At 60.2% G+C, this 26104-nt stretch carries 21 protein-coding genes and 4 pseudogenes; 16 read left to right on the top strand and 9 right to left on the bottom strand.

All coding sequences use genetic code 11. The features are described 5' to 3' along the window. Nucleotides 1-325: 325 nt before the first annotated feature. From M3436_02040 to M3436_02030, 3 pseudogenes are all read right to left on the bottom strand, one after another. Nucleotides 326-751 (bottom strand): annotated as a pseudogene (locus M3436_02040) (chromate transporter). Continuing rightward, nucleotides 748-1357: pseudogene (locus tag M3436_02035) on the bottom strand (chromate resistance protein). The pseudogenes M3436_02040 and M3436_02035 overlap by 4 nt, the downstream one beginning before the upstream one ends. Nucleotides 1358-1469: 112 nt before the next feature. Continuing rightward, nucleotides 1470-1758: pseudogene (locus M3436_02030) on the bottom strand (LacI family transcriptional regulator). 578 nt (nucleotides 1759-2336) lie between these two features. On the opposite strand from M3436_02030, the gene M3436_02025 reads away from it, so the two are divergent. From M3436_02025 to M3436_01965, 13 genes and pseudogenes are all read left to right on the top strand, one after another. Continuing rightward, a complete protein-coding gene (locus tag M3436_02025; protein MDQ3562952.1) occupies nucleotides 2337-3719 on the top strand; it encodes an ABC transporter substrate-binding protein in 1383 nt (460 codons plus the stop codon). 80 nt (nucleotides 3720-3799) lie between these two features. Continuing rightward, nucleotides 3800-4681 carry an ABC transporter permease gene (locus tag M3436_02020; protein MDQ3562951.1) on the top strand — a complete coding sequence of 294 codons (882 nt, stop codon included), beginning with the start codon at nucleotides 3800-3802 and terminating at the stop codon, nucleotides 4679-4681. Beyond that, nucleotides 4681-5337 (top strand): hypothetical protein, encoded by a 657-nt coding sequence (locus tag M3436_02015; protein ID MDQ3562950.1) that lies wholly within the window; start codon nucleotides 4681-4683, stop codon nucleotides 5335-5337. The genes M3436_02020 and M3436_02015 overlap by 1 nt, the downstream gene beginning before the upstream one ends. A 49-nt stretch (nucleotides 5338-5386) precedes the next feature. After that, nucleotides 5387-6213: pseudogene (locus tag M3436_02010) on the top strand (ABC transporter ATP-binding protein). 45 nt (nucleotides 6214-6258) lie between these two features. After that, the gene (locus M3436_02005; protein MDQ3562949.1) at nucleotides 6259-6885 is read left to right on the top strand and encodes an SCO family protein; all 627 of its coding nucleotides are present in this window, start codon (nucleotides 6259-6261) and stop codon (nucleotides 6883-6885) included. A gap of 4 nt (nucleotides 6886-6889) precedes the next feature. After that, nucleotides 6890-7522 (top strand): c-type cytochrome, encoded by a 633-nt coding sequence (locus M3436_02000; GenBank protein ID MDQ3562948.1) that lies wholly within the window; start codon nucleotides 6890-6892, stop codon nucleotides 7520-7522. 149 nt (nucleotides 7523-7671) lie between these two features. Continuing rightward, complete coding sequence (locus M3436_01995; protein ID MDQ3562947.1) at nucleotides 7672-8886, top strand: OprD family porin; 1215 nt, start codon at nucleotides 7672-7674, stop codon at nucleotides 8884-8886. A 208-nt stretch (nucleotides 8887-9094) separates the two neighbouring features. Then, on the top strand, nucleotides 9095-9358 hold the full coding sequence (locus M3436_01990; GenBank protein ID MDQ3562946.1) for a hypothetical protein: 264 nt from the start codon (nucleotides 9095-9097) through the stop codon (nucleotides 9356-9358). Between the two features lie 296 nt (nucleotides 9359-9654). Further along, nucleotides 9655-11031, top strand: coding sequence for an alginate export family protein (locus M3436_01985; GenBank protein MDQ3562945.1), 1377 nt, complete (start codon nucleotides 9655-9657; stop codon nucleotides 11029-11031). Between the two features lie 90 nt (nucleotides 11032-11121). Next, nucleotides 11122-12453 (top strand): ABC transporter substrate-binding protein, encoded by a 1332-nt coding sequence (locus M3436_01980; GenBank protein ID MDQ3562944.1) that lies wholly within the window; start codon nucleotides 11122-11124, stop codon nucleotides 12451-12453. A 53-nt stretch (nucleotides 12454-12506) separates the two neighbouring features. Next, nucleotides 12507-13283, top strand: coding sequence for a nitrate ABC transporter permease (gene ntrB / locus M3436_01975; protein ID MDQ3562943.1), 777 nt, complete (start codon nucleotides 12507-12509; stop codon nucleotides 13281-13283). Between the two features lie 10 nt (nucleotides 13284-13293). Beyond that, nucleotides 13294-14217: an ABC transporter ATP-binding protein gene (locus M3436_01970; GenBank protein MDQ3562942.1), complete on the top strand. Its 924-nt coding sequence runs from the start codon at nucleotides 13294-13296 to the stop codon at nucleotides 14215-14217. 40 nt (nucleotides 14218-14257) lie between these two features. Continuing rightward, nucleotides 14258-15181, top strand: a complete 924-nt coding sequence (locus M3436_01965; protein MDQ3562941.1) for an ABC transporter ATP-binding protein — start codon at nucleotides 14258-14260, stop codon at nucleotides 15179-15181. Between the two features lie 202 nt (nucleotides 15182-15383). Here the strand turns inward: M3436_01965 and aceB are convergent, their stop codons facing one another. The 3 genes from aceB to gcvT all read right to left on the bottom strand — a co-directional run bounded on the left by aceB (nucleotide 15384) and on the right by gcvT (nucleotide 20122). After that, entirely contained in the window at nucleotides 15384-16967 is a 1584-nt protein-coding gene (gene aceB / locus M3436_01960) for a malate synthase A (GenBank protein MDQ3562940.1), read from the bottom strand. Between the two features lie 123 nt (nucleotides 16968-17090). Continuing rightward, nucleotides 17091-18191: a lipase family protein gene (locus M3436_01955; protein ID MDQ3562939.1), complete on the bottom strand. Its 1101-nt coding sequence runs from the start codon at nucleotides 18189-18191 to the stop codon at nucleotides 17091-17093. Nucleotides 18192-18796: 605 nt separating this feature from the next. Continuing rightward, complete coding sequence (gcvT, locus tag M3436_01950) at nucleotides 18797-20122, bottom strand: glycine cleavage system aminomethyltransferase GcvT (protein ID MDQ3562938.1); 1326 nt, start codon at nucleotides 20120-20122, stop codon at nucleotides 18797-18799. Nucleotides 20123-20383: 261 nt separating this feature from the next. Between gcvT and M3436_01945 the strand changes: the two genes are divergently transcribed. The 3 genes from M3436_01945 (at nucleotide 20384) to M3436_01935 (ending at nucleotide 22157) form a co-directional block, all read left to right on the top strand. Continuing rightward, nucleotides 20384-21160 (top strand): ROK family protein, encoded by a 777-nt coding sequence (locus M3436_01945; protein ID MDQ3562937.1) that lies wholly within the window; start codon nucleotides 20384-20386, stop codon nucleotides 21158-21160. Nucleotides 21161-21202: 42 nt separating this feature from the next. Beyond that, nucleotides 21203-21406 (top strand): hypothetical protein, encoded by a 204-nt coding sequence (locus tag M3436_01940; protein ID MDQ3562936.1) that lies wholly within the window; start codon nucleotides 21203-21205, stop codon nucleotides 21404-21406. A 169-nt stretch (nucleotides 21407-21575) separates the two neighbouring features. Next, the gene (locus M3436_01935; GenBank protein ID MDQ3562935.1) at nucleotides 21576-22157 is read left to right on the top strand and encodes an aminodeoxychorismate/anthranilate synthase component II; all 582 of its coding nucleotides are present in this window, start codon (nucleotides 21576-21578) and stop codon (nucleotides 22155-22157) included. Nucleotides 22158-22306: 149 nt separating this feature from the next. Here the strand turns inward: M3436_01935 and ubiA are convergent, their stop codons facing one another. The 3 genes from ubiA to spoT form a co-directional block, all read right to left on the bottom strand. Next, entirely contained in the window at nucleotides 22307-23164 is an 858-nt protein-coding gene (gene ubiA, locus M3436_01930; GenBank protein ID MDQ3562934.1) for a 4-hydroxybenzoate octaprenyltransferase, read from the bottom strand. A 208-nt stretch (nucleotides 23165-23372) separates the two neighbouring features. Beyond that, a complete protein-coding gene (locus M3436_01925; GenBank protein MDQ3562933.1) occupies nucleotides 23373-23759 on the bottom strand; it encodes a RidA family protein in 387 nt (128 codons plus the stop codon). Between the two features lie 32 nt (nucleotides 23760-23791). After that, the gene (spoT, locus tag M3436_01920; protein ID MDQ3562932.1) at nucleotides 23792-25987 is read right to left on the bottom strand and encodes a bifunctional GTP diphosphokinase/guanosine-3',5'-bis pyrophosphate 3'-pyrophosphohydrolase; all 2196 of its coding nucleotides are present in this window, start codon (nucleotides 25985-25987) and stop codon (nucleotides 23792-23794) included. Between the last annotated feature and the right edge of the window lie 117 nt (nucleotides 25988-26104).

Genomic DNA, 26104 nt, shown 5'->3' with positions numbered 1-26104 from the left:
GCCCTGATTGATGCCGAGCCGCACCCCCGGCATGCAGACTAAAGCCCTGCTCGTTGACACAGCGTGGGGTGGGCGGCGCCCCTTGGCCGGGGACGGTTTGCAAGCTAAGCACTTTTTGCCCCGCCCTAGGCCTAAGCGCAATGCGGTAGGTGCAACCGCCGATTGCAGGGGCCCGAGCGCGGTATCCGGATCGGTTTCGGCTAGCAGCCTGTCGGACTTAGGTTGAACGGTAAAGCGGCGGCGCAGGTGCTGAGCGCGACCATCGTTGGTCGGGCGGTCATTGATGCTGTAGGGACGGTGAAATGATGATGGACGTATCGATCCCGGCGGCCTGCACCACGATGGCCGTGACGGCGGGCTTGATGCCGTAGAACAGCCCCGCGACAAGTGGCACGTCGCCGAAGGCGATATAGACCCACGACAGGGCGATCAGGATCAATAGCGAAGGCAGCACGGCGCCTGCCACGATGCCGCCACATGTCCGGTGCATTAGCCAGCCGATGTAGGTCGCGAGTTGTTGCGCTTCCGGGCCGGGCAAGACCATACAGTAGTTCAGCGCGTGCAGGAAACGCCGCTCCGAGATCCAGCGCCGGCGCTCAACCAACTCTTCGTGCATGGTGGCAATCTGTCCAGCCGGGCCGCCGAAGCTGATGAAACCGAGCTTGAGCCAGAAGGCGAAGGCCTGCCAGAAGCTCGCTGGTGAAGGCATGGATTCGGTGCTCTTGATGGCGAGCGCATCGGGTTGGTTCATGGGGTGGGTACTCCTTTGTCGAAGGCGGCGAGCAGACCGTCGAACACGCCGCTCGCGCCGGCCAACATTTGATCGTCGTCGGTGATGGCTTCGCGCAGACCGGCGAGCACGCTTTCCACCCCGGCCGCCTCGGGTGGCTGCACGCCACCGACATCGAGGTAATGCACCAGTGCGCCGAGCCGCTTAAGCGCCGCATGCTCAAGACTGAAGCTGGCCAACAGCACCTCGAAGGTGACGTGGCCATCGACGTGGCTGAAGGTCGCGCCGTCGAAGTCGAAACCGAGTGCATCGACCGGACAGTCGCTTGGGGAGGCCAGCCAGAGCAGGCGAGCCTGCGGGTCGATGAAGCGCCAGATCGGCAGGCGCAGGCCAGTCGATCCACCCAAGGGTGTCGCCGGGTCGCCCAGATGCGCCCTTGGTAGTCGCTGATCGACCGGCGTGAGATCGTGCCCTCGACCGGGCGCGGCTCATCCGGAGCGAGCACCCGAGCCGTTGCAAGGTCCAGCTCTTGGAGGGCCGCACATCCGCTTGCCGCTGGGCCTCGCCGGGGAAAAAATCGATGTCGGAGAGACTTGCGAAAGCCTTGCGCAGTTTACGGGCTTGCTTGAAGCACCTCCTGCACCGTGTCTGCAGACAGCCCGTCGCGCGCGTTCGCTATGTCGGCCAGCAGCGCCGCGACGCGACTCGCGCCCGATATCGTCGAGGCGTGCTGTGCAAACCGGCTCACCTGTCCCCGGTCGAGCCCCTCGGTGGCAGCGATCTCGGTGATCGTCCGGTACTTGCCTTCGTCCCGCAGCCGCTGCCAGTGGTGCGCCAGCCCCAACGCCCGGATCAGGGGCGCATGCTGCGCCGCGTCCCGCTCCCGCTGCTCCTAAGCGGCCTCCGGAACTCCTCCGGCGCGTCTAGCAGCGTGAAGACCTGCCGTTTACCCCGCGCTTGACCAGCGTCCAGGGGATGAAGGTTTCCATCTGCACGCCGCCTGCCGGGCTCGGGATCTGGTAGGTCACCGGGTCGGCCGGTAGCGGTCCGACGCACCTTTATGGGGCATCTATAGGCATGACGGCTCCATAACGGAGCATGCCATTATCACTTCGGTGCCGGGTTTAATCCGCTTACGATCCTGGAAATCTCAATAAATAAATAGGTTGCGTCGAGATGGCGGAGAAGGGCAAAGCTCTTGCCTAATAAAATTCCGATACCGCCGCGGAATCGGCCGAAACCAAGGCGCATGGACCACCGCGCGCGTTTCTACTGACCGGGAACATACCGTGAACCTGACGGCCCAGGAGCTGCGCGGCTAGCGCGGGCACCTCGCGTCCCGGATCCATAGTTATATAAAAATATAAATATATTCTTTGTGGTGAATATTTCTTCCGCGTTACAGTGCTCGCAATGGCAGCAGCGGAGTGAACGGACGACCGCATCATCATTACTTCGGACCAGAGATCTCTACCATGCAAGCAAGCGCGATAAGGTCTCCCTGGGACCGGGCGTCAAATCGAATCAGACGATTCGCGCATGCAACATGGACAACACAACTAGCAGAGTTAACATCGAGGATTGAGCCATGAGACTTTTGAGTGTAGTGACCGCGGCACTGTTGTTGGGACTCAGCAGCGCCGCCAACGCAGAAGCCATCCGGATTGCCATCGGCCACCAGACCAAGTGCACCGACACGTACTCCGCCGGCATCATCGTGAAAGAACTGCACCTGATCGAGAAGTATCTGCCCAAGGACGGAAAGTACAAGGGTGCGACCTATGAACTCGACTGGAAGGACTACGAGTCGGGTGCGCCGGTCACCAACCAGATGCTGGCGAACAAGCTCGACTTCGGCGTCATGGGCGACTATCCGCTAATTGTGAACGGCGCCAAGTTTCAGCAGACCAAGAGCCTCGAGACGATTTACATCGCCGGCACCGGCTATAACCTGCACGGTTCGGGCAACGCCGTCGTGGTGCCGTTGAAGTCCGACGTGCACACGCTGAAGGACCTGAAAGGCAAGTCGATCTCGGTCCCGGTCGGCAGCGCCGCTTGGGGCATGACGTTGAAGGCGATACGGGACAGCGGCCTGGCGCAGAGCGATATCGAGATCAAGAACCAGAGCCCGCCCGTGGGCGCGGCCAACATCGCCGAGAGCAAGATCGACGCGCACGCCGATTTCTGCCCGTGGTCGGAGATCATGGAGTTCCGCGGTACCGGTCGCAAGATATTCGACGGCAGCGAGGCCAGCGTGCCGTATCTGCACGGCGTCGTGGTGCGCAAGGACTACGCCGAGAAATATCCCGAGATCTTGGTCGCCTTCATGAAGGCCGTAATCGAGGCCGGTGACTGGGTGCGCAAGGACCCGGTGCGGACTGCCACCATGCTCGAGAAGTGGACCGGTGTGGAAAAAGAAGTGCAGTACCTGTACTTCAGCGTCGGCGGCACGCTCACCCTGGACCCGACCATCAAGACGAAGTGGATCGAGACCCTGAAACTCGACCACCTGGTGCTAGCAACCGAGATGCAGATCCCACCGCTGGATTTCGCCAAGTGGATCGACGATCGCTATATCCGTGAGGCCTACAAGGCACTTGGCCGAGACTATGACAAGGATCTCAACGTCATCCACGACCCCAAGACCGCGCTCAATAAATTGCCGCCGGCGGAGCTGTGGCACGCGAAGAAGGGCGTCATCAGCTATCCGAGTGTGGCGGCTATGCTCAAGGCAGCGGAGGGCTTCAAGACGGATGGCGAGCTGCGCGCGGCCTATGTATACGACCAGATCACCGGTATCAAGATCTTCGGCCACGTGGCGCACTTTGTGACAGCCAAGAACGGCAACGTCACCGCCTTCATGCGGAAGCCGGATGCGGAGAAATTCGGCAAGGCATCCGGCGGCACACTGGGGCGCTTCGACGAGGTGCTGAAAGCGGCTGCCACGCCGCAACGCCCAACCGGCACGGCAGTAGCGGCAAACCAGTAACGCGAATCGCGAACTCCTTAGCGATGCACGGGATTCAACATGAACGCAAAAACAGGGCTGGCGCGGATCGAACGCAAGGCATGGACGAGCTGTCCGACGCCATCGCTGACGCGAACACGCTGCCAACCGCGATGCCCGACGTGCTGTTGGCCAAGGCGCGACGCCGTGCAGCGCGGCGCAAGACGCCAGCCGGCATTCCCTGGCGCAGCTATCTGGTACGCACGCTTGCTATCGTCGGCGCGATCCTGCTGTGGCAGCTGGCCTCGGCCGCCAAGCTAAAGTTCATCATCAGTTTTGAAAACATCCCGACACCGATGGTCGTCGGCGAGCGTTTCCTGCAGCTGCTGTCCACTCCGCAGTTCTATATGCACATTGGCGTGAGTATGAGACGCATCCTGATCGCCTTCACCCTCGCGACCGGTCTCGGCGTCACGGTCGGCGTGCTCATGGGTCGCCTGCGCATCGCCACCGACATCATGATGCCCTACATCGAAATCCTGCGGCCGATCCCGGCGGTGGCCTGGATCCCGCTCGCGATCCTGATGTTTCCGACCGAGGAGTCGAGCATCATTTATATCACCTTCCTCGGTGCCTTCTTCCCGATCGTGTTGAACACCGTGCACGGCGTGCAACAGACACCGGACACGCTGATTCGGATAGCGCTGTCTTTCGGCGCCAACACCTGGTCGATGTTGTGGCACGTCATTTTGCCGGGCGCACTGCCGAGCATCATGGCCGGGCTCGCCATCGGCATGGGCGTGTCGTGGTTCTCGTTGCTGGCCGGCGAAATCATCAGCGGCCAATATGGCATCGGTTACTTCACGTGGAACTCGTACTCACTGGTCGAGTATCCCAACATCATCGTCGGCATGCTCACCATCGGCGCACTCGGGACGCTCTCAACCTGGCTCGTGCGTCAGGCGTCCAAGCCGGCGCTGCGCTGGCAGGAGGAGCGTGACTGATGCGTGGCTATCTCGACGTCATGTGCCACACCATCGCGCGTCAGCGTGCGCGCTGGCTCGCCGTTAGCGTGGGATTTGTGGTGCTGTACTACGTCGGGCTCTTGGCGCTCACGATGCTGCGTTTCGGCGAGATCCCGAACTACGTCGTGTTCCATGACGTGTTCGGCGCTTACAAACTCATCTTCGACGGCACGCCGGCATTGTCGGATGCGCTCGCGATCCTGGTGGACGAGCCCTGGTTCGAGACCGGTTACAAGAATCCGTACTACTACGGTATCGCGACCTGGAGCTACATGCTGATCCCGCCGAAGATGCTGCTGGTGTTCCTGACCAGTACGCTGATCGCAACGGTCGCGGTGCTGGTGACGAAAAGTAAAGAGGTCGCCTGCCCGACCTCGTCGGCACGGGCCTATGCGACCGCCGGCATTGGCACGGCGCTCGTTGGCCTGACCAGTGCCACGCTCACGTGGGTCGTGTGCTGTGCCACACCCTCCTGGGTCGTGCCGCTCGCCATGCTCGGCATGGGCGTCTCGCTCGCCTTGTGGCTCGAGCCGGCCGGAATGATTTTGACGCTGCTCGGCCTGGCGCTGTTCGTCGGCATTATCGTGCAGCAGCTACGTGACCTGGCCGCCGCGTCCCACGTGCTTGCCCCATGAAATGACAACGACCCATACCGGCATCGAGGATGTCGTGGTTGAAGCGCCACTGCCGGCACTGCCAAAGCTGCACCGTCAGCATCATCCGGTCTCGAAGGGCCATGTCGCGCTCGACAATGTCACGGTCCTGTTCAAGGGCGGCGTAGTCGCGGTCGAGGACGCCACGCTCGACGTGCGCCCCGGCGAGTTCGTGTGCCTGCTGGGTCCGTCGGGTTGCGGCAAGTCGACGCTGATGAATTGCGTCGCCGGCTTCGTGAAGCCGACGGCGGGCGAAGTCAAGGTCGACGGCGCGCGCGTGGTAAAACCGGGTCCCGATCGCGGCATGGTGTTCCAGCAGCACTCGCTGTTTCCGTGGAAGACGGTCCGGGACAACGTCAGTTTCGGACCGCTCATGGCTAAGAAGGGGAAGACCGAGGCCGATGCGACCGCGCGCACGTTGTTGGGCATGGTCGGTTTGAGCGCGCATGAGAAAAGTTACCCGGCCGTGCTCTCGGGCGGTATGAAACAGCGCGTCGGTATCGCGCGCGCCTTGGCCAACTATCCGAACGTATTATTGATGGACGAACCCTTCGGTGCGCTCGATGCGCAGACGCGCGCCATGATGCAGGAGACCTGCTGCAGATCTGGGGCGAGTTCGGCATTACCGTGATCTTCGTTACGCACGATATCGACGAGGCGGTGTTCCTGGCCGATCGCATCATCGTCATGAGCGCGAGCCCGGGGCGGCTGATCGCCGACATCAAAGTAGAGCTGCCGCGCCCGCGCGCTGTCGAGGTTGTGTCGGACCAGCACTACATTGCGACCAAGCGGCGCTGCATCGATCTGATACGGGCGGAATCGCTGCGCGCCTTCGCGCAGCAACACGACGAGCTGTAATTCATGACGCCGCACTGGAGGTCGAGAGCCCTGGGAGTCGCTGCCGTGCTCGCGCTGGCCGGCGCCGCTGGATGGTTACTCGCGGGCACGCGCCCGGCGGTGCTGCCGGACGATCTGCGCGACGTGCTGCTGAGCAATCCGGTAAAACTCACGCCGCTGCGCCTCATCGACCAGCACGGACTGACCGTCACCGAGTCTTCGTTCGTCGGTCAATGGACCTTGCTCACGTTCGGATTCATTCACTGCCACGACGTGTGCCCGGTTAACCTGGCACAGTTCGGCGCGATCAAGCGGGCGTTAGCGCAGCAATATCCCAAACTCGCGCAGCCGCGCTACATGTTCGTCAGTGTGGATCCGGGGCGCGACACGCCGGCGCATCTGGCACAGTATCTGTCGGGTTTTGACCGCAGTTTCATCGGCGTGACCGGCGACGCCGCGCAGATAAAGACGCTCGAGCAACCGTTCGCGACTTTCCATCGCCTGGAACAACCGTCGGCCGTCGGCGACTACCGCGTGAGCCACAGCGGCGAAATTTTTCTGCTCGATCCCGCGGGGCGCGTGTACGCGCGCTTCGTTCCGCCGCTCGAACCGACGCAGGTCGCACGGCAGTTGAGTTCCATCATAGCGTTGTATACGCAGGCGCCGCGGCCAACCACGGTACCCAGCACGTGATCGCGTGGCACCGCCGACCGGCATCCCGGCGCTCGTTGCCCGTGTCGTGGGCACGCTGCTGTGGCTCGGGGCGGGAACGGCTGCGGCGGACTCTATCGATAGCAGCGGGCAAGCACCGCACGAACGTTGTGGTTATTGTCACGAGCTCGACGGCAATTCGCGCATGGAGAGATTCCCGCGTCTGGCCGGGCAGACGGTCGACTACCTGGTCAAACAGCTGCGCGATTTCCGGTCGCACCAGCGCGCCGGTACCATGCAAGCGACGGCGGAACTACTGAGCGACGCCGATATCGCCGCGGTCGCGCGCTACTTCAATGCGCAGTCGCCGCGCAGCACAGCGACGCTGGCGGCGATGCAGGATCGAAAGACCGCGGAGCAGCTCCACCGGCGCGGTGACGGCACACGCGGCATTCCGGCGTGCAGCAGTTGTCACGGTGCCAACGGCGAGGGACGTGGCGGCAATCCGCGTCTGGCCGGGCAGCACGCGGCATACTTGGAAACGCAGCTGCTGGATTTTAAACACGGCAAGCGCCGCAACGATATCGACGGCGTGATGCGCGCGGTAGTGTCGGCCACGAGCGAAGGCGAGCTTCAGGCGCTGGCGCAATACTTCGCGAGTTTCGGCGCCGCGAAGTAATTCCGATTTGCGAACAAACGATGGTTCCTGGTGGCGAAACTTTTTCTGAGGTCCACTTGTTATGACAGGAACTCGGGGTAGGAGAAGTTGAGCCAGGCGCATCCTGTCCTAATCGATCACCAACCTTTACGTCGCCGGGAGGAGAAGTCATGAGAGCGACATGGGTCTTCGGTCTACTAATCATCACTAGCCTGAGTATACCGACTACTGCACTGGGCGCGGAAACCCTCAAGGAAGTCATCTCGGAAGGGAAGGTGAGCGGCGCGGTTCGCTCTTACTACAACTTCAGGGACTTTGATACCAAACCCGATACCTCGGCATTCGCCCTGGGTGGACACCTGCACGCCGAAACTGCACCCCTGTACGGTGCTACTGTGGGTGGGACCTTTTACATGTCAGACGACGTAGGCACCAGAGACGAGGACCCGGCGCGGAGGAATACTAACCTACCCGACGATGCGTATGTTTTCGGCGAGGCCTATTTTCAGTATCGGGGCTTCGACACCGTGTTCGGCATCGGTCGGCAGAAAATCGACACGCCGCTCGCAAATCCTTCGGACGCCTTTATGATCCCTATTACCTTCGAGACGATCAGTCTCTCGAATACGAGTATCAAGAATCTGACGGTCAGTGCCTACTACCTGGACCGCATCAAGAATCGACCGAGCGACGAGTTCGTGAACGTTGGGCGGTTCACCACCGATCGCCTGGGGATGGCGAAATCTTCCAACCGAGGCACCGGCATTATGGGTGCGGTGTACAGTGCGAAATCAATGAAGCTGCAAGGCTGGGGCTACTTCTTTCCCGATCTCTTTCACGTCGCCTATCTGCAGGCCGATTACTCCTTCCCGCAAGTCTGGGGCGTGACCCCCGATCTGGCGGCACAGTATATTTATGAAGGGAATAGTGGCGACGACTTCCTGGGGGACGTCGATGTGAACGGCTTCGGCGTAAAGATCAGTGGCAAGCGGGGTCCTTTCGGCCTTCTATTCGCCTACAACCACGTCGTGAGCGAGGGCGGCGCGTTCAGGAACGGGGCTGTGCTGGCGCCGTTCTCCTTTGCCACCGGCCCGCTGTTCACGAATTCGATGGTGGAGACGCTGGAGAATAGCGACGCTGGCGACGCCTTCAGAGTCGCGCTCGACTACAAATTCTGGGACCCTTTCACTGCCAGGGTGAGTTTTGTCGCCTACGAGCGCGACATCGCTCCGGATACGACGGAGACGGACATCGATCTCACCTACGACGCCTTGAAGGGATTTCTTGAAGGGCTCTCCTTCCGCATCCGGTTGGGCATCATCGAATCAGGCACAGCCAGCGCGGACCTCGTGGAGCTGAGACCGCAGCTTCAGTACGTATTCTAATGCGTCGCGCTATAGTTGTCCGGCCATGTTCTCGAACGCACGAGTGCGGACCAAGTAGCCAAGGCGATCTGACCGTGTAGGCTGCGGTCTTTGCGTGGAAATGACTACAGCATATGATTTGCAGTCATTTTCCTCCTTTTTTCGTCATTTTCACGCCTGGCGCCCCTTTCAGGTCATCAGATTCGGCACGCTGGACGTACCTGTTCCTATGCCGACCAATTCCGGCGCCAGCGCAAGCATGCGCATCGACGCCGAGAACGCCGCGCGCTCCGAGTTGCAACTGCGCGCCGCTTTGGTGCACCTGAACGAGGCCGTGCGCGGGCGCCGCTACCTGGCGGGCTCGGGAGGCTTCTCCAGGGCCGATCTCACCGCCTGTGCCTTGCTCGCGCCACTGTGTCTCCCCAACGCAGCCTATGCGCGGGATCTCCCAAAGGCCGTGGCCGCGTTTCGCCGCCTGGGTGCTGCCTCCTGACCGCATGCACTAGGACGGGCCATCCGCGTGTGCGCGCTCACCATGATGGTGCGGCTGAACCGCCGGCAGATGCGTCCGAGTGCGGCCTTCTAGAATATAAATCGTCAGATCAACGCGTTACCAACGTGGTCCCGGGATTGCTGTAAACCCGCACAGATCCGTCGCGCCGGGCCTGGTGCCTAGGGCGAACGGCGGAGCGGGGTGGCTGGACCGTAGCGGTGCGGTCGAACGCGAGGGCAAAGAAGCCTGTCCCGGTTCGGCAATACCGATGTATCAAGAAGAAAGGATAAATCCTTATGACTCGCGCCGTTCGATCACGACATTATACCGCCGCGTTCGTGGGCCTTTTGGGCACGGGCGTGGCCGGCCCACTCTACGCCGGCGACAACCTTATCGATGCGTTGACGGGAGGGAAGGTAGACCTGTACCTGCGCTATCGCTTTGAATTCGTGGATGACGATAATTGCGTAGTTTCGGGCTGCCCGCCGACGGACAATCGGCCACTCGAAGCGGCCTACGCGAACACCCTACGCACCGCGCTCGGGTACAGCACGGGGCTCTTCTATGACTTCGGGGCCTACGTCCAGTTCGAGGACGTACGCGCGGCCGACAACGATGCCTACAACGACGGGGGCGCCAACGGCGTCGTCGACAAGGCCGTGGTGGTGGACCCGGAGGGCACCGAGATCCAGCAGGCCAATCTTCGCTACGCGGGTCTCCCTTATACCGCACTCAAGCTCGGGCGTCAGGAGATCGAACATCGCCAGGCGCCCTTGCACCGCTACATCGGCAATATCCTATGGCGGCAGAACTGGCAGAGCTTCGATGGATTCCGGGCGCTGAACGAATATCTGCCGGCAACGGTGATCGACTATGCCTATGTGTGGAACACCAACCGCATCTTCGGCGAGGACAACGAGATCCCGGACCGCAGTGACTTTCGCATGGACAGTCACTTCATTAATGTACAGTACAGCGGGTTCCCGTACGGGAAATTCGAACCGTATACCTATTTGCTGGCCTTCGAAAGCAATGCGTCGGAGGGATTTTCGACGGCCACCTTCGGCCTGCGTTTTCAAGGTGCGTATGACCTCATCAGCTACCCGGTTTCCATCCTCTACACCGGTGAGCTCGCACATCAAATTGACTATGCCGAAAACCCAGCCGATATCGATGTCAACTATTACCTAGGCGAACTCGGCGCCACCCATACGTTCATCGATAGTCCCATCGAGGCGGTTACCGTGAAAGCGAGCTACGAGGTGTTGGAAGGCGATGGCCCAGAGCTGGTGACCGGCTGTTGCGGCGGGCGCGTCGCTCGCGCCTTCCAGACGCCTCTCGGCACGAATCACACCTTCCAAGGTTGGGCCGACCGCTTCCTGATCACCCCGGCCGACGGCATCGAGGACCTCTTCGTCACCTTGCAGATGAAAGTCTGGGGCGCCACTTTCATGGCCATGTGGCACGACTTTTCGGCGAATGACGCCGATTACGATTACGGCACGGAATGGGACCTGGTGCTGGAGAAACCGATCGCGAATAACCTCCTCGTCGGGGTCAAATACGCCTATTACGACGCTTCTGGCGATGCGCTCAATCAGGCGCGAAACAGCATCTCGGGGCAGGCCTTCGATCTCGAGAAGGCCTGGACCTATGTGCAGTTTAAGTTTTAGGGCGCTGGAACACGGCGCTGCGTGGCGCTAGAGCGCCCGACGACGCAAGCCTGCAGCAGCGGCGTTTTTATGCACCGGAGAACCAATTCCATGAAAAACAACGCAGCGGATCGATCCCAAGGTAACGTCACAACGCATGAAACACAGTCCGCTTCGGCAGGAGCATCGGAGATCAGCCGCCGTCAGTTTTTAACCACGGCCGCCAAAGGCTTGGGTGCCGCGGCCCTACTATCATCCGGGCTGCCAAGAGGCTGGATCGGCGGGGCCTATGCCGATGAGGGGCCGGAAACCTCGAATATAAAGTTCGGGATGATCGCGCTCACGGACTGCTCTCCGATCGTCATCGCCCACGAGAAGGGCTTCTTCAGAAAATACGGCATCAACTCCACGGTCAGCAAAGGCGCCAACTGGGCAGCCATTCGCGACTCGCTCTCCAACGGTGATATTCAGGCTACTCACATGCTGATCGGGATGCCGATCGCTTCCACCATGGGGCTTTTGGGTTCGCCTAAGAAACCTATGATCGCCCCGTGGATCCTCAACCGCAACGGCCAGTCCATTACCTTGAAAGCCGATTTGAAAGGCAAGGTGGTGGCCGATCCCAAAGCCCTTAAACCGCTGGTTGAGGAGGCAAAGAAAGCAGGCGAACCGATGACCTTCGCGATGACGTTCCCGCCCGGGACGCACGCCATGTGGATGCGTTTTTATCTTGGCGCGGGGGGGATCAACCCGGACAAGGACGTCGCCCTCATCACCATTCCGCCTCCGCAGATGATAGCCAACATAAATGTGGGGAAGATGGACGGATTTTGTGTCGGGGAACCGTGGAACGCACGCGCCGTCATCGAAGCGATCGGGTTTACGTCGGTCAACACCCAAGATATTTGGAAGGATCATCCGGAAAAGGTGTGCGCCTTCACCGAGGAATTTGCGGATCAGAATCCAAGGACCGTGAAGGCTGTCCTGAAAGCCTTGCACGAGGCGAGCGTGTGGTTGGACAAGATGGAAAACCGCTCCGAGCAGTCCGAGATCGTCTCCAAGGCGACTTACATTAACTGTCCGCCGGAAATCATCCTGAGCCGCTTGCAGGGTCATTACGATTTCGGCGACGGCCGCAAAACGGAAGACCCCAACTACATGATCTTCAGCGAGCGTAACTGCAACTATCCTCAACCGAAATACGCAAAGTGGTTTCTGAGCCAATTTCGCCGCTGGGGCATGGTCGAGGGCCCGCCCGATTACGAGGGCATTGCCAAACAGGTGATGCGGACGGATCTCTATGAGGAGGCGATGAAGGAGATCGGTTATAAGCACGGGGGGCTCAGTAACGCCCCGGAAACCCTGTTCGACGGCAAGACGTTTGATCCTGCAAAGGCGGAAGAGTACGCCACTGCGTTCGAAGTCCACAGCATGAAAGGATAGTAGACAGTACTGATCATGTAATCAAACTGTTACCCATGTGGAGAACCATCGCTATGAGCAAGAACAGATATGACATTGATTGGCTCGTCCTGCCCATGCTAGGAGGAATGGCCGTGATTGGGATATGGACGCTGTGGAGCTCGCTGCCGGGCACCAACCTGCCTTCCCCTCTGAAGACCTGGGAGGTGAGCAAACTCTACATCGTGGAGCCTTTTGCGAAACGCGGCGAGCTGGACCAGGGTATTCTCAGGTTCACCTGGTATTCGCTGGTGCTGGTCGCCAAGGGCTACGTACTGGCCATTTTGATAGGCACGCCGCTGGGTCTTCTCCTCGGGCTTTCGAAGATGTTTGCCAAGAGCTTCGATCCCATTATTCAGATCCTGCGTCCGGTCTCGCCGCTTGCCTGGTTGCCGTTGGGTCTGGTGCTGTTCCAGAAATCGGAACCGGCCGCGCTCTTTACCATCGCCGTGTGCGCGATGTGGCCCACGGTATTGAATACCGCGGTGGGCGTACGTTCGGTCCCCCAAGACTATCTCAATGTCGCGCGGGTCCTGAAATTGTCGCGGGTGAAAACTCTGTTCAAGGTATTAATCCCGGCCACCATGCCCTACATGTTTACCGGCTTCCGGTTGAGCCTTGGCATCGCCTGGTTGGTCATTGTCGCGGCGGAAATGCTGACCGGCGTGCCTGGCGTCGGCGGGTTCCTCTGGCAGGAATACAACAGCCTCATCTACGAGCACATTATCTTGTGCATTCTCACCATCGGTTTTGTCGGTTTCATACTCGACCGGCTCATGAGCTTGGTGGAATCCCGATTCAAAACCATTTGAGATAGCGGCCATGGCTTTCTTGGAATTAGAGCGTGTCAGCAAAGCTTACCGTTCCAACGGCGTCATCACGCCGGTCCTGCGCGACATAAATCTCTCAGTCGAAAACGGCGAGTTTGTCGCCATCGTCGGTTATTCGGGCTCCGGCAAGACCACGCTCATTTCTTTGATGGCAGGATTGATCCAGCCCGATACCGGCACCATCACCTTAGACGGCGCTAAAATAAGCGGGCCAGGTCCGGACCGCGGGATAGTCTTTCAAAACTATTCGCTGCTGCCGTGGCTGACGACTTATGAAAATGTTTATCTGGCCGTGGACCAGGTTTTCCGGGACTGGTCACCCGCCCAAAAGGAGGCTCACGCGGAGAAATACATCGACATGGTAAATCTATTGCCCGCGCTGGAAAAGCGCCCGGCTGAGCTTTCCGGGGGCATGCGCCAGCGGGTGTCGGTCGCGCGCGCATTGGCCACCGACCCACGGATCTTGTTGCTCGATGAACCCCTCAGCGCCCTCGACGCGCTGACCCGGGCAACGCTCCAGGGCGAGATCGCTAAGATCTGGGATCAGGATAAGAAAACCGTGGTGCTCATCACCAACGATGTGGATGAAGGCATCCTGCTCGCGGACCGCATCATTCCATTGACCCATGGCCCCGATGCGACGCTGGGGCCCGCCGTGCCGGTCGAGATCCCTAGGCCGCGCGACCGTAAAGCCATAAATCACGACCCGCGGTTCAAGCAGACCCGGCACCAGGTGATGGACTTTCTCCTGGGTGTTGGCGTAAAACACCGCAAGACCGTTACCCGTAAACTCCATCTGCCGGAGATAGAACCTGAAGATTTATCCTATGGTAAGCCTTCACCATCTTCGCTGTTCCGCCGCGGCCCCCTGCGCAGCAAGGAATTCAAGAAAGAGACCGTGGAGATCGAGACTTAACCGCTGTGCTAACAACGGAAAAATCTACAACTTTACCCGTATGAGCGCATTTCTGACTATCTCTCGTCTCACCAAGATTTACGCTACGCCAAAAGGTCCGGCGGTGATCGTAAGAGACTTCGATCTTGATGTGAATACAGGCGAGTTTGTTTGCCTCATAGGGCATTCCGGCTGCGGAAAGACCACGGTGCTTTCCATGCTGGCCGGCCTAACCGAAGTCACGAGCGGCGTCATGGTGCTGGCCGGTAAAGAGATAAAGGGACCCGGACCCGATCGCGGCATGGTGTTTCAATACCCGTGTCTGTTGCCCTGGCTCTCGGCGTTCGGAAACGTGATGCTCGGGGTGGATCAGGTCTATTACAAGGCCAGCCGGACAGAGCGGCATGATCTCGCCGAGTACTATCTGAGCCTGGTCGGCCTCGCGGACGCGATGCACAGGCGGCCGGCGGAGCTTTCCCAGGGCATGCGCCAGCGTGTCGGTATAGCGCGCGCATTCGCCTTAGCGCCCAAGATGTTGCTCTTGGATGAACCTTTTGGGATGCTCGATTCCTTGACGCGTTTTGAATTACAAAAGGCGTTATTGGATCTGTGGGGGCGCGATCAGAAGACCGCGTTTATGGTGACCCACGACGTCGACGAAGCGCTCTATCTCGCCGACCGAGTGGTGATGATGACCAACGGGCCGGAGGCGGAGGTCGGCAAGATATTAAACGTGCGTTTTCCGCGTCCGCGCGATCGCAAAGAGATCATGGACCATCCGGACTATTACCGGCTCCGAGAACATCTGATCACTTTTCTTGAGGAGCGCGCCGAGAAAAAGCTTGGTATCACACCCGATACACCACCGCATGTCAATGCAAGGATCGTCGATCTCGCACCGCCTCGGTACCAAGACCGGAACGGTTTAAACCCTACCGGCGCGAGTGTGCATGGCCATCCCAAGCGGGCAGAAAGCAATCGATGAGGTCAATCGATGAGTACCTCCGGCTTGGATGGAGGATAACTTCGATTCCGGATGGGAGGCTTAGGTACGGCACGAGCACGGATCGGTGGGCGTCGCAGCGGATCGCGGAAGACGCGGTGAGACCGCGCCGTTTCCGCATCGAGTGCGAGTCTTGAACGGCCGCAGGAAACCTTCGGTTTAAAGCAAGCCTTCCGCGGGTTTCCTACAGCATGCCGTAGGCTTCCAAGGTCAAGAACGCCGGTAGCTTGGTCGTCGTCACCAGCTTATCCAGGAGCCTTGCGGCCTCGTTGAACTTGCAGCTTGCGAATTGCTGCTCTCCGATCTCTTCCCGGACTTGGGCCAGTTCCTGAGTCAGGCTCTCGCGGAACACGTCCAGGGTGATCTTGCGGCCGTCTTCCAGCACACCCCTCGGATAGCGGATCCACTGCCAGAGTTGTGCCCGTGAGATCTCCGCGGTCGCCGCGTCTTCCATCAGATGGGCGATCGGCACCGCCCCCTTCCCGCTCAGCCAGGAGTCGGTGTAGCGCAGCGCGGCGCTGATGTTGTGCCGCAGTCCCTTCATCGTAATCGTGCCCTCGGGCATGCGCAGCAGGTCCGCGGCGGTGACCTGTACATCCTCTCGCAGGTTGTGGATCTGATTCGGTCCCGGCATGTGCTTGTCGAATACCGCTTTGGCGATCGGCGCGAGCAGGGGATGGGCCACCCAGGTTCCATCGTGACCGTCTTTGGCCTCGCGCTCCTTATCGGCCCGCACCTTGGCGAGGGCCTCCTCGTTGGCAAGCTCATCCTCCTTGATCGGGATCTGGGCGGCCATTCCGCCCATCGCATGAATACCGCGGCGATGACAGCTCTGAACTAAGAGCCTTGAGTAGGAGTGCAGGAAGTGCTGGTTCATGGTCAACTGGCTGCGATCCGGCAGCACAAATTCGGGGTGATTGCGCAGGCACTTGATGAAGCTGAAGATGTAATCCCAGCGTCCGCAGTTGAGTCCCGCCGCATGCTCCCGCAGCTCGTAAAGAAACTCGTGCATCTCAAAGGCGGCCGTCAGCGTTTCGATGAGCGCCGTGGCGCGGATGGTCCTCCGCAGGATACCGAGCGCGTCCTGGGCGTAGAGAAATACAGCATTCCACAAGCGGGCCTCCTTGCGGCTTTCCATCTTGGGCAGATAGAAATAGGGCGCCGTGCCCTTGGCGATCAGTTTCTTGGCGTTATGGAAAAAGAACAAGCCGAAATCGAACAGGCTCGCGGGAATCGGTTCGTCGTCGAGCAGCACATGCTTCTCCTTCATGTGCCAGCCGCGTGGGCGCACGATGAGAGTCGCGAGCTTGCCGTCATTGAGCCGGTAGACCTTGCCCTCCGGTCCGGTGTAGGAGATGGCGCCGTCGATCGCGTCGCGCAGGTTGACCTGCCCATCCATCATCTGCTCCCAAGTAGGGCTCGAGGCGTCCTCGAAGTCCGCCATGAAGGTATTCGCCCCGGAATTGAGCGCGTTGATGATCATCTTGCGTTCGACCGGACCAGTGATCTCCACCCGCCGGTCCACCAGATCGGCGGGGATGGGCGCGACCTTCCACTCGCCTTCACGGACGTACTTGGTTTCGGGAAGAAAATCCGGCAGCCCGCCGGCATCGAAGAACTGCTGCCGACGGACCCGGATCGCCAGTAACTCTTTACGCCGCGGCCCGAATCTCTTGACCAGCTCTTCCACAAACGCCAGGGCCTCGGGCGTGAGGATGCGTTCGTAGTCCAGAGTCATCGTGCCGCGGACATCTAACAGGGTAGTCATGCTGATTTCCCTCTTTCAACCGGGGAGCAATGCGCGCATGATAGCCGAGGTTTGTGCGCCGCAGCAATAGGCACAGCAATAGGGGCAGCGCGCCGAGGACCATGTGTGCCCTCCCAAAAGTTGTCACTTGGCTCGCACCGGCCCGCCCCGATATGGCCCCTGACAGGAAATTTTTTTACAGTCCCCGTTCAGCATGGTGTAGATAATCGCGCCGGTGTCGTTGCGGGCCTTGAAATGGCCGATACCGTCGGTATCCCCGCCCATGGTGTTGACCTTGACCGACTGCGCCGGGACCGGGACCAACCGGGTAAAATCAAAATCGACCCGGCCGGCCGTCGAGCCCGCACCCACATCAAGCTGCGCCCGCACGTTGCGCCCGGCCGCGAACAGCGCACCCTTGGTGCAATCGCTGAAACCCTTTGCGGTGCTGCAATGGACCTGATCGTGTTTGCCGGCGTACAGCGTATAGAACAGCACCTGCCGGTAGCGGCCAGGGATAAGGCGCAGGCTGTGTTCGTCCGAGGCGCCGGTCCAGCGGTTATAGGCGGGGTAAAAGCCGAACACGTAGGGATCGAAGATGTTCTGCGAACCGCAGGTTGCGACGACGGGGTTGGCGGGACCGACATAGAGGCAGGAATTGAGGCCGCGTATGCCGCCGGCGATATTGACGAAACGGCGGATGCCGGCCCAGGCGTCGTTGGCCTCGAGGGTGGCGATAGCCATGGACACCCCGAGCGAATGGGTCACGAGATCGACCGTGGCGCTACCGGTATAGGCTCGTACCGCGTCGATGAATTTACTGATGATCTCGTACTTGCCCCGGCGGTGGAAGTTATCCTGCGGATCTTGCTGTTCCTCGGCGCTGAGATAGGTCACGCCGAACAGCTCGCAGTCGTTGTACCCCTGCTGTTTGAATTCCTCGTACACGGAGCGGACCGGGGGGGTATAACCGGCCACGCCGCCCTGTACCGGCGAGTCCCAACTGATGGCGCGATCGGCATTACCGTGGATAAAGACCACCGGTGTCCGTACCGCCTTGCATTCCCCACCGCCAAATCCGCCGAATCCGGCGCCCGGATCAAAACCCCCGGCGTATTGAGCATCGGGCGCCGAGCATTTGGGGAAGGTGAAGTCCCCGCACTCCAAGGCGCCCGCGCCCGCGCTCAGGACCATGCCGCTCACCAACCCCACATACCTGTAAAAGCCTTTCGCAATTGCGTTCATGCCCGCCCTCCCGAGTCATTTGTAACCATAACAAACGATAAACCAATAGGTGCTGCGGTGCAATAACGCCGCCGGCCGAGCTATGCCGGCGAGGAACGGCCGGCAACGGGCAAAAGCTCATGGCTAGATCCCCGGTTAGGGAGAGCACGGCGCGCGCTGACCCAAGGAGCCGGCGGCACCCTCTGATTCAGTCGCCAGATAAGCGCGAATTCCTTATCCTTCAAACCAGCATGGCGCCTATAGAACGCAAAGCTTCTGCCCCAAGACCGTGCCCGTTCACAACTGGCGGGCAACCGACGAAGATGAAATCGAGCGCCGCCGGCTGCGCGCCCGATTCGAGACGCGGGCCCCAGTCACGTATCCGCGTTCAGAATCCAGTGCAGCTAGCTAGGGGATTACGGTGAGGTGTATCCCGACATAGCGATCTTGCAGAAGCGCCGCTATTTCGACGCGCATCCGGGCCCCGGCGATGTGTTCTTGATCATAGAAGTATCCGACAGCACTTTAACAGCGGTGCATGCCTGCACCCTGCTAATCTGCCGGATGAAATCTAGCCCACGGGTGGTTTAGGCGCCGCGCCGTACCGACTCGACGCGCGAAGCGCGTCACCTCGCAGCAGGACGCGCGTCGTATGCGCCGACGAGATTGCTGGTCACCCACTCGGCCTCCATGCCGCGGCCGCGATCATCGATCACCCGCAGTACCAAGGATGGATCGTTCCGATACCCGAGCGTGGAATCGATTAAGGCCAAGCCGATGGGCCGCAGCAACGGCTCCTCGGTTTCCATTGCTTTACCCTCTCTATCCGATTTCCAGAAATACGGCGCCACGGTCCCCGAGCTAACATAACCAAGCAATTCATCGCCGCGGAAAACTTTCGATCCGGCCCTGAAAGGCCGCTTGTCAGTACGACTCATGATCGGCCGCACTAAGCGCTTTAAGATGCGGTCGCCAAGCGGCGTGTGTAACTCGCCTCGTTTAATCAATTGAAGCTCTTTTCTCTGATCGTCTAACCGCGCCTGACCAATGTAATCATGTCGATCGGGGACCCGGACGGCAAAGCTCGCAAATGTATTCGCGAAAATAGGGATGTCATTACCGTCGTGATCCCGGCCCAATTCGTGACCGTAAAGCGGCAGTCCGGCTTCGATTCGAAGCGTATCGCGCGCGCCCAACCCCGCGGGGACCGCTCCGAGGCTGATTAGCCGTTCCCAAAGCGCCGGGAGATGCTCCGACTTCGGGAACAATTCAAAACCGATCACCTCGCCCGTATAACCGGTACGCGCGATGAGCAGCGGTTGTCCATCGACCCTCGCGATACGGCAGCAATTTCTTCTGCTCTCCGGCAGCGCTTCCCTGCCGACGACGGCTTCAAGAATTGAAGCCGAGGCAGGGCCTTGGATAGCGATCATGGCTGTCTCTTCACTCACATCCAAAAGATCCATCCCCGCGTATTTATGGCTCTGTAGCCATAGCCAGTCTTTGGCACGGTTCGACGCGTTGACCACGAGGAGAAATTGGCTCCGCGCCACCTTATACAAGTAGGCGTCATCGATCGCACCGCCCTGCTCATTGGCCAGGAAGGTGTATTGCGCCTGAAGTAGTTCCAGAGATCCCGCGTTATTCGTCAGCAGCGTAAGCGCGAAATCCTCGGCCGCCTCTCCCTCGATCTTGAACCGCCCCATATGGGAAACGTCGAAAAGACCCGCGCGCCCGCGCGTGGCGAGATGCTCCCGCAGGATACCGCTCTGGTAATGTAGCGGCATTGTCCACCCCCCGAATCCGACCATTCTGGCGCCGTGGGCGGCGTGCCAAGAAAAGAGCGGCGTCTGACGGGCCGTAGAGGGTGCGTTCGACATGGCTTCCAACTCGCTTTTTACCAGTAACTCGAATTGTACCGGCTGCGGCACGTCTTCTCTAACGCTTCCCATCGGTGCCTAAGCCAAAGCGCATCGGGCGGGTGAGGCGCGCAGCCCGTAACCCACCCGCTCGACGCGCCTAGCGCGTCACCTTGAATAAGCGAACCCCTATGGGTTGAAATTCATTGGCATGACGTTGAAAATGCATGCTGGCGCGGCGGCTACCTTCGGGGCACGAAGGGTGTGAAACGTAACGAGCAAGCTCGATGATCTTCAAGAGTGCCGCCGCAGTCGGGGCAGTAGTATCTATCTATTTCCACCACGCTCATGCGTATGGCGACTAAGACAAGTACTGCGATACAGAAACGAAAGCCGTCGGCGCCGAGGCGCATCCTTGCGGTCGACATCGGCGGCACGAAGGTCAAAATCTTGGCGAGCGGCGCCACGGACGCGCGAAAGATGCCATCAGGCCCAGAGCTCACCCCCCTCGCTATGGTGAAGCAAGTAAAACAACTCGCAAAGGGATGGAAATATGAGGCCGTCTCGATAGGGCTACCGGCGCGGATCGGCGCAAACGGTCCTCTAGGGGAACCCGGCAATCTCGGTCCGGGTTGGGTCGGCTTCGACTTCACCGGCGCCTTTAGATGTCCGGTGCGAATGGCGAATGACGCCGCCATGCAGGCGCTCGGCGGCTATGAAGGCGGACGGATGCTGTTTCTCGGTTTGGGCACAGGCATCGGATCGGCGCTTATCGTCGAACACATAATCATCACACTCGAGCTGGGAGACCTTCCCTTCAGAGACAGCACGCTCAGCGCGCTCTTGGCTCGACGGAGCCTAGAAAAAGTCGGGAAGAAAACATGGAGGAAATGGGTGGCGGAGGCCGTTCCCCCTCTACAAAAGGCGTTCCAGGTGGATTACATCGTGCTGGGCGGCGGTAACGCCAAGCACATGAAACTGCTGCCACCGGGTGTGCGGGTGGGAAACAACCTCACGGCGTTCCGCGGGGGATTCCGCCTCTGGGGCATGGACGATGTGCAGACGCTCGATGCGCACGGCCTTCAACCGCCTGCTAGCCGTCTCTCTCTCGGCGAATGGAGACTTCTTTGAGAGAACGGACTAACCACCCCCCTGACCGCCTACGATGAAACCTTGATCCGGGTACGGCTAGCGCATATCGAGGAAACCGACCCCGACACCCGCTGGAAACCGTGGGAGAAATCGACCGGGCCGAAGTCGGAAGAGGGCAAGGCGAAGGTTTCGCAAAATGGCTTCAAAGGCGGACACCGGCCGATGCTGCGGGAACTGGCGCGGGCGCTACTGGAACAAGCCGCGGGATTGACGCGCATCGGGTGAGCCGATGAAGATGCAGGTTTATACCTGGGCCAATCTAGGCGAAAATAGCCGCTATTCGTGCTTTCGGTTCCAAACTTTCGGCGTCGGGTATCCCAAGCGGGTATCCATGCGGGTATCAAAGTAGAAAATCCTGGGATGATGCCATAAAGAACAAAAGAATAGCCGCGATATGCTTCTGATGATCGACAATTACGATTCGTTCACCTACAACCTGGTGCAATACCTCGGTGAGTTGGGGGCGGACGTGCGCGTATACCGCAACGACCAAATCGGCGTCCGGGAAATCGAGGCGCTGGCGCCGGATCATATCGTGATATCACCGGGACCGTGCACGCCGAACGAAGCGGGCGTCTCCATCGAGGTGATCACCTACTTCTGCGCTAAGGTCCCCATCTTAGGCGTCTGTCTAGGTCACCAGGCGATGGGACAAGCCTTCGGCGGGCGAATCGTGCATGCGCGCGAGATCATGCATGGCAAGACATCGCTGATCCGGCATCGCAACACTGGCCTATTCCGAGGCCTGGAAAATCCGTTTCAAGCGACCCGCTACCATTCGCTGGTCATCGCCCAGGAGACCTTGCCGGACTGCTTGGAGATCACCGCGTGGACCGAAACCCCCGGCGGCGAAAGGGACGAGATCATGGGGATCCGGCATCGCGAACACCCGCTGCTCGGCGTGCAGTTTCATCCCGAGTCGATCATGACCCATCATGGCCATGATCTGCTCCGAAACTTTTTGACCCCGCTTTGATGCGGCCGGGTGCGAGATCGATCACATTCGGTAACGCGTGAGTCGGCGATTCGCGGCCCGGTTTAGATTCTTACGCACCCGGCTATTGATCCAGGATCCGTCACCGTCTTTTACGGCGGCACGCCCCGTTACAGCTGGCTGCCTGAATATTAGCGCATAATATAATCCCCGGCGATCCCCAAAAAAATCACCCCTCCGTACCACCCGTTGTTAATGAATGCCTTAAAACACCCGATCCGGTCGCGATTTCGAATCAAGTATTGCTGGTACACTGCCAACCCTCCCGCCACCGCGAGCCCCATGTGATAGACCCATCCCATCCCCGCCTCTTTACCCACGATCAGCATTGTGATCAGCATGAGTCCCTGGATCATGACGGTGATCAAGCGGTCAGCCTCGGCGAATAGGATCGCGGTGGATTTAACTCCGATGCGGAGATCGTCTTCGCGGTCGACCATCGCGTACATCGTGTCGTAGGCCACCGACCAGAGCAGGTTCGCGATCAAAAGCAGCCAGCCGACCTTGGGCACGCTCCCCGTCTGCGCCGCGAACGCCATCGGCACGGCCCAACCGAAGGCGAGGCCGAGATGCACCTGGGGAAGATAGGTGTAGCGTTTGATAAAGGGGTAGGTCGCCGCGAGCAGCGCGCCGGCGAAGGCCAAGAGCACAGTCAAGGTATTCATCAGCATGACCAGCAGGAAGGCCATCAAGAGCAAGCCGCAAAAAAGCGCGATCGCCTCCCTGGGGCTGACCTCTCCGGTCACCAAGGGCCGGTTACGCGTGCGCTCGACCCGCGCATCGAAACCCCGGTCGGCGTAGTCGTTGATCACGCATCCCGCCGAGCGCATCAGGATCACACCGAGCACGAACACCACGAGGACTCCGGGATCGGGACGGGCATGACCAGCGATCCAAAGCGCCCACAGCGTAGGCCACAAGAGCAGTAAGATCCCGATGGGCTTATCGAGACGCATGAGGCGTGCGTACTGCAGCGACCGATCTTTGATGAGCCACCAGCGCGGGTGCGTGGTGACGCGCCGCAGCCACTTGGATACTAGCGTTCGGGGAACATCGAAGACGGACATAGATCCGGCAAGAAAACCTCGACGAGCGGTTTCCCCTGGAGATGGAACAAGGACCGGCGGCCCCATAGCGCCTCCAGACCGCGGTCGGGCGGTACGGCGCAATTGAGGCTCGCCGGCCGCCTGCCCTGCATCACGCGGGGAAGACCATGATCGCGTCGATCTCGATCGGCGCCGCCCGAGGTAACGCGGCGACGCCCACGACCGCCCTTGCCGGGTACGGTTCATGGAAATAACTCGCCATAACCTCGTTGACGAGCGGGAAATGGCTTAAATCGGTGAGGTAGACATTCAGCTTAACGACATCCGCGAGTGTCCCACCCGCAGCTTCGGCAACGGCTTGGAGGTTTTGAAACACGCGCACGACCTGAGACCGCATCTCCCCCTGGACCATCTGCATGCTGGCGGGATCGAGTGGGATCTGACCGGATAAATAGACCGTGTTTGCTACCCGTACCGCTTGCGAGTAGGTGCCGATCGCTTGGGGCGCTTGGCCGGTGGAGACAAAGGTACGTGCCATGGTTTGTCTTATGATTAAGTAAATATTCCCGGCTACGTACGCATCCGGATCACGCGCGTCACCGGTTGCAGGCGCCGGACAGCCTTCATGACGCGGGCCAGATGCAGGCGATCGCGCACCTCGACGGTCAGCGTCAGCGCGGCGATCCGATCCTCGCGTTCATTCATTCCCACAAACTCGATATTAGCGCCTTCGGCGGCGATCGCGGCGGCGATCGTCGCCAGCGCCCCGCGCTCGTTGGTCGCCTCCAGACGGATCCCCGCCGGAAACTCGCCCTTCACGTCCGAACCCCATTCCACATCGATCCATTTCTCCGGATGATTCCGGTATTCAGCGAGATTCTTGCACGATTGCCGGTGGATCACGATCCCCCGCCCCGAGGACACATACCCGAGGACGGAATCTCCCGGAATGGGATAACAGCATTTCGGAAACGAGACCACCATGCCTTCGGTGCCTTTAATGGCGAGCGGCGCGGCGTGCGCCGCCGGGGCATTGCGCGCGCTGTCTTCGGCGGTGACCGGGATCAGATAGCGCGCGACGATGGGCGCCATGCGCTTGCCGAGGCCGATCTCCTCCAGCATCGCGTCGACGCTCTCGATCTTGCATTCTTTGAGGGCGGCATCCAAGCGTTCGCGCGGTAGGGCATTGAACTCGAATCCAAGATGTTGCAGCTCGCGATTCAGCATCCGCTGACCGAGACCCCGCGCCTCATCGCGCTGCAGGTTCTTAAGAAGATGGCGGATATTCGCCCGCGCCTTGGCCGTAATGACGAAGTTGAGCCAAGCCGGGCTCGGACAGGCGCCGGGGGCGGTGATGATCTCCACGGTCTGGCCGTTGCTCAATGCCGTGCGTAACGGCACCAGGCGCCGATCGATGCGCGCGGCCACGCACCGGTTCCCGATATCGGTGTGCACGGCGTAGGCGAGATCCACCGCCGTGGCGCCGCGCGGCAACTTCAGAATGTCACCTTTGGGGGTGAACACGTAGATCTCGTCCGGGAAGAGGTCAATCTTCACGTTTTCCAAGAATTCTTCGGAATTCCCGGCCTGGCTCTGGATCTCGAGAATGGTGCGCAACCAATCGCGGGCGCGTTTTTGCGCCGTATTGCTGGCGCTTTCGCCGCTTTTATAGAGCCAATGCGCCGCGATTCCATGTTCGGCCACGGCGTCCATCTCCTTGGTGCGGATCTGCACCTCGATCGGGACCCCATGCGGCCCGAATAAGATCGTGTGCAGCGATTGATAACCGTTGGCCTTGGGGATCGCGATATAATCCTTGAAACGTCCAGGCACCGGTTTGAACAGGTGATGCACGACGCCGAGTACGCGATACGCGGCGTCCACGGTATCGACGACGATGCGGCAGGCATACACGTCCAAGACTTCGGAGAACGGCAGGCGCTTGGCGTGCATCTTTTTATAGATGCTGTAGAGGTGCTTTTCGCGTCCGGCGACTCCCGCGGGGAGGTCTTCCTGCCTTAGACGCCGCTCGATGGAGCTTTTGATTTGCAACATCAGTTCCTTGCGATTTCCCCGCGATTGTTTAATGACGTTCGACAGGACCCGGTGGCGGTTCGGGAACAAGGCCGCGAATCCGAGGTCCTCGAGCTCGCGGCGCAGCGCGTTGATCCCGAGCCGTTGCGCGATGGGGGCGTAGATGTCCAGGGTCTCGCGGGCCACCAGCCGGCGTTTCTCCTGCGGTAACGCGCCGAGCGTGCGCATGTTGTGGAGCCGGTCCGCCAGTTTCACCAGGATGACCCGGATATCATGGGTCATGGCCAACAACATCTTGCGGAAGTTCTCCGCTTGCGCTTCGGCGTAAGTCTCGAATTCCATTTGCGTGAGCTTGCTCACACCGTCGACGAGCTTCGCCACCTCGTCACCGAACTCGTGGCTGATCTGCTGCTTTTCCGTGGCCGTATCCTCGAGTACATCGTGCAGGATGGCGGCGGTCAAGGTTTCGTAATCCATCCGCATCCCGAGCAGGATGCGCGCGACGGCGAGGGGATGCTCGATGTACGGCTCCCCGCTCATTCGCCGCTGACCTTCATGCGCCCGGGCCCCGAACTCGTAGGCGCGCCGCAGCGCCGTGACTTGAGCGGGCTTCAGGTATTCGCTGGCAAGCAGGCACACCTCCTCGATTTGGCGTAGCGCCGAGGCCGAAGGCACGGACAATTCCTTCGCCGCTCGGGTTGAAGCCAGGGGAAGAAACGGCCAAATCTTCATGTTGATGCTGCCTGCTAGCGAGCCCCCGCGCGCGGGCCCGCAGCTAGTCACGCTTAGTGTTTGTGAAAAAACCTACTGCGCTCGGGATCTCGCGCTGCATCCTCGGCGCGCCAAACA

This window comes from Pseudomonadota bacterium (genome assembly GCA_030859565.1).
GTDB lineage: Bacteria > Pseudomonadota > Gammaproteobacteria > JACCXJ01 > JACCXJ01 > USCg-Taylor.
This window is presented reverse-complemented; position numbering and strand designations above follow the sequence as displayed.

Excerpts from the sequence above, each read along its gene's own strand:
- aceB (MDQ3562940.1), bottom strand. The coding sequence starts at position 16,967 with ATGACTACCCTGTTAGATGTCCGCGGCACGATGACTCTGGACTACGAA.
- M3436_01935 (MDQ3562935.1), top strand. The coding sequence starts at position 21,576 with ATGCTTCTGATGATCGACAATTACGATTCGTTCACCTACAACCTGGTG.
- M3436_01990 (MDQ3562946.1), top strand. The coding sequence starts at position 9,095 with ATGCCGACCAATTCCGGCGCCAGCGCAAGCATGCGCATCGACGCCGAG.
- M3436_01925 (MDQ3562933.1), bottom strand. The coding sequence starts at position 23,759 with ATGGCACGTACCTTTGTCTCCACCGGCCAAGCGCCCCAAGCGATCGGC.
- M3436_02015 (MDQ3562950.1), top strand. The coding sequence starts at position 4,681 with ATGCGTGGCTATCTCGACGTCATGTGCCACACCATCGCGCGTCAGCGT.
- M3436_01995 (MDQ3562947.1), top strand. The coding sequence starts at position 7,672 with ATGAGAGCGACATGGGTCTTCGGTCTACTAATCATCACTAGCCTGAGT.
- M3436_01970 (MDQ3562942.1), top strand. The coding sequence starts at position 13,294 with ATGGCTTTCTTGGAATTAGAGCGTGTCAGCAAAGCTTACCGTTCCAAC.
- M3436_01980 (MDQ3562944.1), top strand. The coding sequence starts at position 11,122 with ATGAAAAACAACGCAGCGGATCGATCCCAAGGTAACGTCACAACGCAT.
- ntrB (MDQ3562943.1), top strand. The coding sequence starts at position 12,507 with ATGAGCAAGAACAGATATGACATTGATTGGCTCGTCCTGCCCATGCTA.
- M3436_01965 (MDQ3562941.1), top strand. The coding sequence starts at position 14,258 with ATGAGCGCATTTCTGACTATCTCTCGTCTCACCAAGATTTACGCTACG.
- M3436_01955 (MDQ3562939.1), bottom strand. The coding sequence starts at position 18,191 with ATGAACGCAATTGCGAAAGGCTTTTACAGGTATGTGGGGTTGGTGAGC.
- M3436_01945 (MDQ3562937.1), top strand. The coding sequence starts at position 20,384 with ATGGCGACTAAGACAAGTACTGCGATACAGAAACGAAAGCCGTCGGCG.
- M3436_01985 (MDQ3562945.1), top strand. The coding sequence starts at position 9,655 with ATGACTCGCGCCGTTCGATCACGACATTATACCGCCGCGTTCGTGGGC.
- M3436_02020 (MDQ3562951.1), top strand. The coding sequence starts at position 3,800 with ATGGACGAGCTGTCCGACGCCATCGCTGACGCGAACACGCTGCCAACC.
- gcvT (MDQ3562938.1), bottom strand. The coding sequence starts at position 20,122 with ATGGGAAGCGTTAGAGAAGACGTGCCGCAGCCGGTACAATTCGAGTTA.
- spoT (MDQ3562932.1), bottom strand. The coding sequence starts at position 25,987 with ATGAAGATTTGGCCGTTTCTTCCCCTGGCTTCAACCCGAGCGGCGAAG.